12 protein-coding genes are annotated in these 12,503 nt (G+C 61.7%); 11 read left to right on the forward strand and 1 reads right to left on the reverse strand.

The genetic code is table 11. The features are described from left to right. Positions 1-11: 11 nt before the first annotated feature. Positions 12-1,442, reverse strand: coding sequence for an IS1182 family transposase (locus PA01_00505; protein KON82554.1), 1,431 nt, complete (start codon positions 1,440-1,442; stop codon positions 12-14). A 70-nt stretch (positions 1,443-1,512) separates the two neighbouring features. On the opposite strand from PA01_00505, the gene PA01_00510 reads away from it, so the two are divergent. The 11 genes from PA01_00510 (at position 1,513) to PA01_00560 (ending at position 12,502) form a co-directional block, all read left to right on the forward strand. Next, positions 1,513-2,547, forward strand: a complete 1,035-nt coding sequence (locus PA01_00510; GenBank protein ID KAI5913744.1) for a TRAP transporter large permease — start codon at positions 1,513-1,515, stop codon at positions 2,545-2,547. 51 nt (positions 2,548-2,598) lie between these two features. After that, positions 2,599-3,783, forward strand: a complete 1,185-nt coding sequence (locus tag PA01_00515; GenBank protein ID KON82555.1) for an alpha-hydroxy-acid oxidizing protein — start codon at positions 2,599-2,601, stop codon at positions 3,781-3,783. Between the two features lie 139 nt (positions 3,784-3,922). Continuing rightward, positions 3,923-5,131: a mandelate racemase gene (locus tag PA01_00520; GenBank protein KAI5913745.1), complete on the forward strand. Its 1,209-nt coding sequence runs from the start codon at positions 3,923-3,925 to the stop codon at positions 5,129-5,131. 280 nt (positions 5,132-5,411) lie between these two features. Next, the gene (locus PA01_00525; protein KON82556.1) at positions 5,412-5,774 is read left to right on the forward strand and encodes a transcriptional regulator; all 363 of its coding nucleotides are present in this window, start codon (positions 5,412-5,414) and stop codon (positions 5,772-5,774) included. A 294-nt stretch (positions 5,775-6,068) separates the two neighbouring features. After that, positions 6,069-7,028 carry a P-type conjugative transfer ATPase TrbB gene (gene trbB, locus PA01_00530; protein ID KON82557.1) on the forward strand — a complete coding sequence of 320 codons (960 nt, stop codon included), beginning with the start codon at positions 6,069-6,071 and terminating at the stop codon, positions 7,026-7,028. Positions 7,029-7,041: 13 nt separating this feature from the next. Then, positions 7,042-7,467: a conjugal transfer system pilin TrbC gene (trbC, locus tag PA01_00535; protein KON82558.1), complete on the forward strand. Its 426-nt coding sequence runs from the start codon at positions 7,042-7,044 to the stop codon at positions 7,465-7,467. Positions 7,468-7,469: 2 nt separating this feature from the next. Next, positions 7,470-7,781: a conjugal transfer protein TrbD gene (locus PA01_00540; GenBank protein ID KON82559.1), complete on the forward strand. Its 312-nt coding sequence runs from the start codon at positions 7,470-7,472 to the stop codon at positions 7,779-7,781. Beyond that, positions 7,778-10,315, forward strand: coding sequence for a VirB4 family type IV secretion/conjugal transfer ATPase (locus tag PA01_00545; GenBank protein KON82560.1), 2,538 nt, complete (start codon positions 7,778-7,780; stop codon positions 10,313-10,315). The genes PA01_00540 and PA01_00545 overlap by 4 nt, the downstream gene beginning before the upstream one ends. Next, positions 10,312-11,094, forward strand: coding sequence for a conjugal transfer protein TrbF (locus PA01_00550; GenBank protein KON82561.1), 783 nt, complete (start codon positions 10,312-10,314; stop codon positions 11,092-11,094). The genes PA01_00545 and PA01_00550 overlap by 4 nt, the downstream gene beginning before the upstream one ends. Before the next feature lie 17 nt (positions 11,095-11,111). After that, positions 11,112-12,008, forward strand: a complete 897-nt coding sequence (trbG, locus tag PA01_00555; GenBank protein ID KON82562.1) for a P-type conjugative transfer protein TrbG — start codon at positions 11,112-11,114, stop codon at positions 12,006-12,008. Beyond that, complete coding sequence (locus PA01_00560) at positions 12,005-12,502, forward strand: conjugal transfer protein TrbH (protein KON82563.2); 498 nt, start codon at positions 12,005-12,007, stop codon at positions 12,500-12,502. The genes trbG and PA01_00560 overlap by 4 nt, the downstream gene beginning before the upstream one ends. The last annotated feature ends 1 nt before the right edge of the window (position 12,503 follow it).

Raw genomic sequence — 12,503 nt, forward strand, 5'->3', positions numbered from 1 at the left:
ATAGACCTGCTTCAGGCCCGCATCGCTGCCATCAGTGCCTCGTTTCCCATCAGATTCATTACTCGCTTCAGGTTGTACGCCAGAACGTGCAAACTCATCTCCGTTCGGACGCGTTCGAGGCCCTTGGTCAGAAAGTGGGTCGCGCCCATCCACGCCTTGAGGGTGCCGAAGGGGTGTTCGACCGTCCGACGTCGGATACGCATACTGTCCGGCGCTTTATCGAGCCGCGCCTGCATGACCTCCAGCTCTTCCTCATGCACCCAGCGGCTCACACGCCGATAGTCACTCGGGGTGCATTGGTGCTTGAGGGCACATCGCGGGCAGGATGAGCTCCAGTAGCGATTCATCGTCAGCCTCGCCTCGACTCGCGCAAAGCGCCAGATCAGGCGCTCGCCGGCTGGACAGACGTACTCGTCGTTGTCACGGTCGTACACGAAGTCTGCCCGGTCGAACCGCCCCTCGGCTTTCGCGTTGGAAGTCGTGCTTTTCGGAACGAGCGGCACGACGCCGGCTTTGTGGCAGGCGAGGATTTCCTCGCTCTTGAAATAGCCCCGATCGGCGATTGCCGTGAGGTACTCCACTCGCATCGCCTTGCGGGCCTGCTTGCCCATCTTGCTCAGTTGATCTCGGTCCAGCCCGTCGTTGGTTACCTCGTGGGCGACGATCAGGTGGTTCTTGGTCTCGACGGCCGTCTGCACGTTGTAGCCGACGATGCCCGTGCCCCGCGTCTTCATCGAGCGGGCGTCGGGATCCGTGAGGGAAACCTGCTTGTCGGGCGCGTTCTCGAGCTGCACGCCGATCGCTTCGAGTTCCTTCATTCGCGCCTTCAGCGTCGTAATCTTGTCCTGCAGTCGCTCCTTCTTCGCCTGGGCCACAGCCGGCTCTTGCCGGTCAGCGCTGTCCATCTCGACCAGGTAGCGCTCGATGCTCGATTCGATCTCTTCCATGCGCCGTTGCAGCTTGGCGCTGGTGAAGTTGCGATCGCGGTTATTGACTGCCTTGAATTTGCTGCCGTCGATCGCGACCACCGCTTCGGCGAACAGTCCCAGTTCGCGGCACAGCACGACGAACTGGCGACAGACGCCACGGATGCCCTTCGGATTGTCCTTGCGGAAGTTGGCGATGGTCTTGAAGTCGGGCGTCAGGCGTCCGATGAGCCACATCAACTCCAGGTTGCGCTGAGCTTCGCGCTCCAGGCGCCGACTCGACTGGATCCGGTTCAGGTAGCCGTAGATGTAGAGTTTGAGGAGCGCGGCCGGATGGTAGGCGGGGCGTCCGGTGGCCGCTGGATCGACGCCAGCGAAGCCCAGCTTGCGCAGATCAAGCTCATCGACGAAGACGTCGATCACCCGTACCGGATTTGTCTCGGCGACAAAGTCATCCAGACTCTCGGGTAGTAATGCGCTCTGTGTCCGGCACTGTCCTTCGATGAATCGTTTCATGGCACCCGATCACCCTGACAACAATGCCAATATCATGCCATAAGAGGCGTTTTTACACAGCCTCGGCCGAATGTGGTTCGGACACCGCCGCGGCGGCTTGGCGTACGCGTCCATTGCCGCTTGCGGCGGGTTCGCGGCGATCAACGGCTCGTCGGTGGCGACCGCCGCGACGATGACTCAGGTTGCTTTGCCGGAGATGCGCAAGGCGGGTTATGCACCAAGCTTCGCTGCAGGACTCATCGCTGCCGGGGGCACATTGGGCATCATGATTCCGCCTTCGGTCATCTTCGTACTGTATGGGATCATGACCGACACCGACATTACGCAGCTCTTCGCGGCCGGGGTCGTGCCAGGTTTGCTGGGCGTCCTCTTCTACTTCCTTCTGGTGCAGTACCTCGGGTGGCGCAGTCCGGCCAGCATGCCGGTCGGTAAGCGTCATGGCTGGGGCGAGCGCGTGCGTACTTCAGTCGGCCTGTGGCCCGTGATTCTGCTCTTCGTGTTGGTGCTCGGCGGCGTCTACGCTGGCTACTTCACGGTGCAGGAAGGGGCGGGCGTGGGCGCGATGGGCACGTTGGCAATCGGGCTGGCGCGGCGGCGCCTCGGCTGGAGGACGATTCGGCAGTCCCTGATTGATTCGCTACGCATCTCGTCGTCGATCATGTTCATCGTCGTCGGCGCCTTCCTCTTCGGCTATTTCCTCACCATTACGCAGTTCACCCAGAATGCGGTCGAGTTCCTGGTCAATCTGCCGATTGGTGCCTACGGGGTACTGGCGGTGGTGCTGGTCGGCTACTTCCTGCTCGGCGCGGTGATGGACGAACTGGCGATGGTCCTGCTGACGGTCCCCATCGTGTTTCCGGCGATGATCGAGCTGGGCTTCGATCCGGTGTGGTTCGGCGTGATCACGGTGATGGCGGTGACCTTCGGGATGATCATGCCACCGGTCGGAATCAACGTCTTCGTCATCAATTCAATTGCACGCGACATTCCGCTGGGCAAGGTCTATTCCGGTGTAATGCCGTTCGTGGCGGTTGATGTGGCCAGGCTGGCCATCCTGTGTGCGTTCCCGGTGCTGTCGCTGTGGCTGCCGCATTTGATTGCATGATGAGCACCGCCGGATCCGTCCGGCGGATCATCCATCGATTCGGGAAAGCAGATGAAGCTGAATGTTGAAAATCACCGTCGCGCAGCTCGGCGGGCGCTGCCCCGTTTCGCCTTTGATTACGTGGATGGCGCGGCTGAGCGCAACGACTGCCTGCGCCGCAATGCCGACGATCTGTCCCGTCTTGCGCTGCTGCCACGAGTTCTGCGCGACACGGCAACACTCGATACGCGCATCGAAGTCTTCGGCGAGATCTGGCGCCGGCCTTTCGGCATCGCGCCGATGGGGTTTAACGGGCTCACCCGCCCGGGCGGCGACTGCATGCTCGCGCGTGCGGCGGCTGATGCGGGCGTTCCTTTCGTGCTCTCGACCGCATCGAATGAGCGATTGGAGAAGGTTGCCGAGCCGCAGCGCGCGTTGAACTGGATGCAGCTCTATGTCATGCGCGAACGCAGCATCGCCGAGCAGATGGTACGCAGGGCTAAGGCGAGCGGTTATGGCGCCCTGGTGCTCACGGTTGATGTGCCGGTCAGCGGGTACCGCGAGCGCGACGTGCGCAACGGTTTCCAGCTGCCGTTCCGACCGACTCCGGCCACGCTCGCGGACTTGGCCATGCACCCGCGGTGGTTGTGGCGCTTCTTGCGCAGCGGCATGCCGGCTTTCGTCAATCTCGCCGAGCGCGAAGGCGAAGATTCGCTGGCGCTGCAGGCGGCGCTCCTGAGCCGCGAGATGGACCGCAGCCTGTCGTGGGACTGTCTCGGCTGGCTGCGCCGGCTGTGGGACGGCCCGCTGGTGCTGAAGGGCATCTTGCATCCCGAGGATGCGCGTGAAGCGGTCGCACGCGGCATCGACGGACTGATCGTCTCCAACCATGGCGGCCGACAGCTCGACGGAGCAGCATCGACAATTGGCGCCGTGACACGGGTGCTCGATGCGGTGGAAGGACGCATTCCGGTTTTCGTCGACAGCGGTTTTCGCAGCGGCCTCGATGTCGCGAAGGCCCTCGCGATGGGGGCACGAGCCGTCTTTCTCGGACGCCCATTGTTGTATGGATTGGCCAATGATGGCGAAGCGGGCGCAAGCACCATACTGGGACTGATCGGCACGGAGCTTGAGCGGGCGATGATTCTGTCGGGTGCAAGCCGAGTTGAGGGGCTGGATCGGGGGTGCCTGGTTCGGGTTGATGACTATTGGTGTAACGCGGGATTGTCGCGTCCGAACCGTGCAAAGGAGAAATGATGGTGGAACTTGCGTCACTTCAAGGAGCGGCCTGAGTGGAGCGAGTCGTCGCGCGCACTGTGAATGTGCCGTTGGAATACCCCGTGCGCACGAGCGTCGGCGGCGTTGCCACTTCGCCCCTGTACTGATCGATCTGCACTTGGACAACGGGATCGTCGGACATGCATATGTCTTCACCTACACCCCCCTCGCACTCGAAAGCACGCAGAATCTGGTGCAGTCGCTCGGCGACGAACTCGTCGGTCAGACACTCGCCCCTGTGGAGTTCGAGACCCTATTCGCGCGCCGCCTGCGGCTACTCGGCCGCACTGGCCTCGTCACGATCGCCTGCGCCGGCTTGGACATGGCAACCTGGGACGCGCTCGCCAAGTTGCATGACTTGCCGTTGGCCGCATTGCTCGACGGACGTGTGAAGCCGGTCCCTGCCTACGACAGTCATAACATGGATGGCGAGGAAATTGGTCTTCTGCGTGCCGGTCGTGCCATGGAGGCGGGATTGCGGGCGATCAAGATGAAGATCGGCTACCGCGACCTTGCCGAGGATTGCCACATCGTGGAGCTGATCCAGCGCCAGATCGGCGACGACATCGCGTTGATGGTGGATTGCAACCAGTCGCTGTCCGTGCCCGAAGTGATGCACCGCATCCGTACGTTGCAGCCTTATGGGCTCGCCTGGGTGGAAGAGCCAACACTGCAGGAGGACTACGCTGGCCACGCACGGATTCGCGCTACAGGGGGCATGCCCATACAAATGGGCGAGAACTGGTGCGGAGTGGGAGAAATGCAGTGGGCGCTCGATGCCAATGCGTGTGACCTAGTCATGCCGGACGTGATGAAGATCGGCGAAATGGCTGGTCGGCTGAAGGCGGCGACGCTGGCTGAACTGCGAGGCCTACCGATGTCGAGCCACATCTTCCAGGAGATCAGTGCGCACCTGCTGGCGGTGACGCCAACAGCACACTGGCTGGAGCGGATGGGCCTTGCCGACCGCATCCTGCGGGACCCTTGCAATTCGAGAATGAGTCCGCCGTTGTGTCCGACGCCCCTGGTACCGGAGTGTCTTGGAAGGAGTCGGAGGTGGCGCGTGACCTCGCGTAACGAAGTGTGCCTACGGGCCGCGTGTTCCGGATTCTGTTGCGCACGCCTGCGGGTCGTTTTTGGGCGCCCTGTAGCCGCCAACCAAGGGACGTCGATTCTTTGTTTGTGTGAGCGTCGCGGTTCACCCGCGGCTCGGCGCCCCTCAGCCGTGTTCGGTAATTATGCCGCCAGGCCGTCGCGCGCGTGCCTTAGAGCGCGTACGGTCAGGGATGGCCGCGCTTTGTCGCGCCGATCGGCAGCCGCTATTTGATGATCCGCGGGGATATGAGTGGCTCGACCCGATTCGTCTGCTAGGCGGTGACGATCTCAGTGAGAACGAGCTGGCGGTGGTGGACAAACCGGCGCAGCGTGAGGATCTCGCCAAGCATATACAACCATCCGCGAGTCGATCCATACGGCCAGCTCGGGCCCGCTATGCGGCATACTGTCATCGCGGATAAAGTCGGTATAGGTATAGCTATACTTATACAACCAGTCAAAGATTTTTAGCGGCTAAAATTAAGAACACGCAGATAAGAGGCCGGAAGCCCTTGTACAACTACATTTTCTTCACGAACATGCTGCGCGTCCTTGACGAACTGCACATGACTAAGCAGGAGCTGGCGGATAAGTCGGGCGTTTCCATCTCTTTCCTCTCCGATATCACCACCGGCAAGGGCAACCCTTCATTGAAGGTGATGGAGGACATTGCCAAGGCGTTGCAAACGCCACTTCCGCTAATGTTGGAATCGACAGACTTGGACCCGGCCTCCTTGGAAGCCTTGGCTGGTGAAAAGGTAGCCAGCAGTCTCCCACCCGGCTATGTGCGGGTAGCGGTGGTACTACCGGAGCATCAAGCGTTCATCGTGAAAAAGTGGGCCGAAACGGCCCGGAAGAAGCTTACGAAGGCGTAACGCCAGAAAGGCAAGGCAACACGAAAGTCTGAAAGCCGCATTTTAGCGGCTAAAGCGCGCCGGGGGCCCGATCCTGGAACCCCACGTCCACAGCAAATCCCACAGAAACACGTGGTGGCACCCCCCGGGTGCTTTGTCGGATTCTTCCCTCATTTTGCCCTAATCATGTCGCGTAACCGACAGAAACGATTTCGTCAAATCGTTTCAATTCGTTTCCCTTTCGACATAAATATATTTCGATATATCGTTCAGTGCTAGGATCCAGAGAAATGACATCCTAGGCAGGCGGAAACGATGACCGAGCACAAGGAAGCGATCAGCATAAAGGAACGTGCGAAGCGCAAGCTCGAACGAGACATGGGGCCGGAGTTCCTTGCCGCGCTGAGCGACCCCAAGACCGTCGAAATCATGCTCAATGCCGACGGCAAACTGTGGCAGGAAAAATTGGGTGAGCCGATGCACTGCATCGGCTCAATGCGCGTTGCGCAGGCGCAGGCGATCATCGAGACCATCGCCGGCTACCACGGCAAGGAAGTCACGCGCCAGAAGCCGATCCTCGAAGGCGAATTGCCCTTGGACGGCTCACGCTTCGCTGGCCAGATCCCTCCAGTAGTGCCCGCCCCGATCTTTGCCATTCGTAAGAAGGCCGTCGCCATCTTCACCCTCGAGCAGTACGTCGAAAGCGGCGTGATGACCGCTGGGCAGCGCGACGTGCTGATTGAGGCAGTCCGCGCGCATCGCAACGTCCTCGTGATCGGCGGGACCGGCAGCGGCAAGACCACGTTGGTGAACGCCCTCATCAACCAAATGGTGATCAATGACCCGACCGAGCGGGTTTTCATCATCGAGGACACCGGAGAAATTCAGTGCGCCGCCGAGAACTACGTCCAGTACCACACCAGCCTCGACGTGAGCATGACGGCGCTGCTCAAAACCACCCTGCGTATGCGTCCCGACCGAATCCTGGTCGGAGAGGTACGCGGTCCCGAAGCCCTTGATCTCTTGATGGCCTGGAACACCGGTCATGAAGGAGGTGCCGCCACCCTTCACGCCAACAATGCGAAAGCCGGCCTTGATCGGCTCGCAATGCTCATCAGCATGCATTCCGACTCTCCCAAGCCCATCGAACCGCTCATCGGCCAAGCGGTTCATGTGGTCGTCCACATCGCCCGATCCGAAGGCGGCCGCCGCGTCCAGGAAATTATCGAGGTATCGGGTTTCGACCACGGCCGCTACATCACCAAAGCGCTTTAAAGGAGTAACCCCCATGCAAGTCGCAGTGCCCTCGTTCCGCCTCGATCGCAACGCCGTCTTCTATCTCGGTCTGCTCGCTCTTCTGGCCTTCTTCCTGCTGGCGCCGCATTCGGCCTTCGCCTCTGAAGGAACGGGCGGTTCGCTCCCGTATGAGAGTTGGCTGACCAACCTCCGCAACTCCGTCACCGGTCCGGTCGCGTTCACACTGGCCCTCATCGGCATCGTCGTTGCCGGCGGCATCCTGATCTTCGGCGGAGAACTCAACGGCTTCTTCCGCACCTTGATCTTCATCGTCCTGGTCATGGCCCTGCTGGTCGGGGCGCAAAACATGATGAGCACCTTCTTCGGGCGTGGCGCGGAAATCGCGGCTGCGTCCGATGACACGATCCAGCACGCCAAGCTGGCCGCCTCGGTGGTCCTCAACAAGCAGGCTGGATAAACATGGCCCTGCGCACCATTCCCATTCGCCGGGCCGGTAACCGAGAAAACCTGTTCATGGGCGGGGATCGTGAGCTCGTGATGTTCTCGGGGCTGCTGGCCGGGGCACTGATTTTCAGCGCGCAAGAAATCAGGGCAACGGTGTTCGGGATTGCCTTGTGGTTCGGGGCGCTCTTCGTTCTCCGCCTCATGGCGAAGGGCGATCCGAAGATGCGCCACGTCTACCTGCGGCACCGCCGCTACAAGGCGTATTACCCCCCGCGCTCGACGCCCTTCCGGGAAAACACGACAAGCCAAGGGAAGCAATACAAATGATTGAGACAATTGCAATCACCATTGCTGGCCTCGGGACCGTCTTGTTGCTCATCCTGGTTGCCCGCATTCGCTGGGTCGATGCCGAATTGCAGCTCAAGAAGCATCGTTCCAAAGACGCGGGCTTGGCCGACTTGCTCAACTACGCCGCCGTGGTCGATGACGGCGTGATCGTGGGCAAGAACGGCTCCTTTATGGCTGCGTGGTTGTATCGGGGAGATGACAACGCCAGCAGCACCGATGAGCAGCGCGAAATGGTGTCCTTCCGGATCAACCAGGCTCTGGCCGGCCTCGGTTCCGGTTGGATGGTGCATGTGGACGCCGTGCGTCGGCCGGCGCCTAACTATTCGGCAAAGGGGATCTCGCATTTCCCGGATGCCGTATCGGCCGCGATAGACAAGGAGCGGCGCCGGCTGTTCGAGGGCCTGGGCACGATGTACGAGGGGTACTTCGTACTGACGCTGACCTGGTTCCCGCCGCTCCTCGCGCAACGCAAGTTCGTGGAACTGATGTTTGACGATGAGGCCTTCGCTCCCGATCACAAGACGCGGACGATGGGGCTCATCGAGCAGTTCAAGCGCGAAATCACGGCCATCGAAAACCGCCTGTCTTCGGCCGTCAAACTGATGCGGATGCGCGGCCAGAAGGTGGTCAACGAAGACGGCTCCACCGTCACCCATGATGACTTCCTGAGCTGGTTGCAGTTTTGCATCACCGGGCGGCATCACCCGGTCCTGCTGCCCAGCAATCCGATGTACCTGGATGCCGTGATCGGCGGACAAGAGCTGTGGGGCGGGGTGGTGCCCAGGATCGGTCGCAACTTCGTCCAGGTTGTCGCCATCGAGGGCTTTCCCCTGGAGTCCACCCCCGGCGTCTTGACCGCCTTGGGCGAGCTGCCGTGCGAATACCGTTGGTCGAGCCGGTTCATCTTCATGGACCAGCACGAGGCCGTGAAGCACCTGGACAAGTTCCGTAAGAAGTGGCGACAGAAGGTACGCGGGTTCTTCGATCAGGTCTTCAACACCAATACCGGCCCGGTCGATCAGGACGCCCTGTCGATGGTGGGCGACGCCGAAGCGGCGATTGCCGAAGTGAATAGCGGTCTGGTCGCGGTCGGCTATTTCACAGGCGTTGTGATCCTGATGGACGAGGATCGAGACAAGCTCGAGGAATCGGCCCGGCTGGTCGAGAAGTCCATCAATCGCCTAGGCTTCGCAGCGCGCATCGAGACCATCAACACGCTCGATGCCTTTCTCGGCAGCCTTCCCGGTCACGGCGTCGAGAACGTGCGCCGGCCCCTCATCAACACGATGAACCTGGCGGATCTGCTCCCGACCTCATCCATTTGGACCGGCCACGCCGACGCGCCGTGCCCGCTCTATCCGCCCCTGTCGCCGGCCCTGATGCATTGCGTTACTCATGGGGCTACACCGTTCCGCCTCAACCTGCATGTGCGCGACATCGGCCACACATTCATGTTCGGCCCGACCGGCGCCGGCAAGTCCACGCACTTGGCGCTGATCGCCGCGCAGCTCCGGCGCTACGCCGGCATGACCCTCTACGCCTTCGACAAAGGCATGTCCTTGTACCCGCTGACCAAGGCGGTCGGCGGGCTGCACTTCTCAGTGGCGGCCGACGATGAACGCCTGGCCTTCTGCCCGCTCCAGTTCCTCGACACCAAGGGCGATCGTGCCTGGGCGATGGAGTGGATCGACACCATCTTGGCATTGAACGGGGTCGAAACAACGCCGGCCCAGCGCAACGAAGTTGGCCACGCGATCATGAGCATGCATCGTAGCGGCGCCCGCACGCTCTCGGAGCTCTCGGTGACGATCCAGGATGAAGCGATCCGCGAGGCGATCAGGCAGTACACGGTGGACGGCACGATGGGCCACCTGCTGGACGCCGAAGAGGATGGCTTGTCCCTCGCCGACTTCACCACCTTTGAAATCGAGGAACTGATGGACCTCGGCGAGAAGTACGCGCTCCCGGTCCTGCTGTACCTGTTCCGCCGCATCGAGCGCAGCCTGAAAGGCCAGCCGGCCGTCATCATCCTGGATGAAGCGTGGTTGATGCTCGGTCACCCCGCATTCCGCGCCAAGATCCGGGAATGGCTCAAGGTGCTGCGTAAAGCCAACTGCCTCGTGCTGATGGCGACACAGAGCCTTTCCGACGTGGCCAACAGCGGCATCCTCGACGTGATCGTGGAATCTACCGCGACCAAGATCTTCCTGCCCAACATCTATGCCCGCGACCAGGACACGGCGGCTCTGTACCGCCGCATGGGCCTCAACACGCGTCAGATCGAAATCCTGGCGACCGCCATTCCGAAACAACAGTACTACTACGTTTCCGAGCATGGCCGCCGCCTCTATGACCTCGCCCTGGGGCCGTTCGCCCTGGCCTTCGTCGGTTCCTCCGACAAGGAATCGGTTGCCCGCATCAAGAGCCTTGAAGCCAAGTTCGGCGATCAATGGGTGCATGAGTGGCTGGCGGGGAAGGGCCTGAACCTCAATGACTACCTGGAGGCCGCATGAGCATCGCTGACACGATGAAGGGCTTGATCTTCAAGAAGACCGAGCTGAACGGCGATCCCCTCGATCCCCGCAACTCCGGCGCCCCGATGGTCGGCGGCCGCCGCGAGGGGAAGGTCGAGAACCCCTATTTGGCCGCTCGCCGCACTTGGAACGATCACGTCGGGTCGATCGTATCCCAGCGCCAGACTTGGCAGGTCATCGGCATCCTGTCGCTGCTCATCGCCCTGGCCGCCGTCGGCGGCGTGATCCACCTCGGGAGCCAGTCGAAGTTCATCCCCTATGTAGTGGAAGTCGACAAGCTCGGCCAGATGGTGGCCGCCGGCCCGGTCACCGCAGCCGCCAAAGCCGATCCACGCGTCGTTCACGCGTCGGTGGCTGAGTTCATTGGAGACGCCAGGATCGTGACGCCCGACGTGGCCTTGCAGCGCAAGGCCGTGTTCCGAGTGTACGCGAAGCTCTCTCCGAACGATCCCGCGACCGCAAAGATGAACGAGTGGCTGAACGGCCACCCCGAGGCCAGCCCTTTCAAGCGGGCGGAAAAGGAAATGGTCAACGTCGAAATCAAGACCGTCCTCCAGCAGTCGCCCGACACCTGGCAAGTGGATTGGGTGGAAACCAGCCGCGACCGACAAGGCATCGTGAAGGGCCAGCCCGTCACGATGCGCGCCCTGGTCACGGTGTACACGGCCGAAGTCTCCAGCCAAACAACAGACGAGCAGTTGCGGAACAACCCCATGAGCGTATTCGTCCGCGACTTTTCTTGGTCACGCATTCTCTGATTTAGGGGTTATCCAAGATGAAAAAGCATCTTTCGGCGGTGATCCTGGGCGTCGCGCTGACCGCACCCGTCGTGGGGGCGCCGGGCGATGACTTGGCCGACAAGTATTTCTCCGGGAAGAACCCAAATTTGACCGCACAAGAGCGGGAGGCGTTGAGGATCGCCAAGAAGTGGGGAGCGAGTTCGGCGACCGGCATCAAGCCGGTGGCCGGCGCTAACGGCGCCGTGCGCTTCATCTACGGCGCGCAGCAACCCAGCGTCGTGTGCGCGGTACTCCAGGTCTGCGACGTAGCTTTGCAGCCCGGCGAACTGGTGAACTCGATCCACCTGGGCGATACCGCCCGCTGGACGGTGGAGCCAGCGATCACGGGCAGCGGCGCCGCCGAAACCCAGCACCTCATCATCAAGCCGATGGATGTCGGCCTGGAAACCAGCCTGATCGCGACTACGAACCGGCGCACCTATCACCTCAAGCTGCGCTCGCATCGCACCGAGTACATGCCGCAAGTGGCCTTCACCTACCCCGAGGACGCCCTGGCCAAGTGGGATGCGATCCGCACCCGCGATGTGCGCGAGCGCGAAGAGCAAACGATGCCGCAGACCGGCGAATACCTCGGCAATTTGTCGTTCGACTATGACGTGTCGGGCGCCACACGCTGGAAGCCGGTGCGCGTTTACAACGATGGCCGCAAGACCATCATCGAAATGCCATCCACGATGGAGCAGACCGAGGCGCCGACCCTGCTGGTCGTGCGCAAGGATGGCGAGCTCTTCACCGACGACGAAACCGTGCTGGTCAATTACCGCGTCCAGGGCGACCGCTACATCGTGGACACGATCTTCGACAAGGCGGTCCTGATTGCCGGCGTCGGTAGTAGCCAAGATCGCGTAACCATCACCAGGACCGGGAAATGACCATGAAGAGACTTGCCCTTGTCGCGCTGGTTACATTCGCCTTGGGCGGATGCGCAACGACAGCCCCTTACGGCAACTTCGTCCAACCCCCGGTTACGGTCGATCAGCAGCAACTCGGCGGGGATGCCGCGAAGCAGCTCGCTGCGCTGTGGCCGCCGGCCAAGACACGCTTCGAACTGCAACAGCCCACGCCGGACGAGTTCGGCGCCGCACTGGTCAGCAATCTCCGAGCGGCTGGCTATGCGGTCCTGGAGTACGCTCCAGAGAGGACCCCCAGCGCCGGCAGGGCCGCGCCAGACCAAAAAATCGGCGAGCCGGATGCGGTCGCACCGCCGACCACAGCCGCGCTGCCGCTACGGTACGTCCTGGATCACGACGCCGGCAGCGGGCTTTATCGCCTCACGCTGCTGGTCGGCTCGCAGTCCATCACACGCCCCTACCTGGAACAGAACCGCACGCCGATTCCGGCCGGGTATTGGGCACGCAAGGAGTGAT

This window comes from Azoarcus sp. PA01 (assembly GCA_001274695.2).
Classification (GTDB): domain Bacteria; phylum Pseudomonadota; class Gammaproteobacteria; order Burkholderiales; family Rhodocyclaceae; genus Aromatoleum.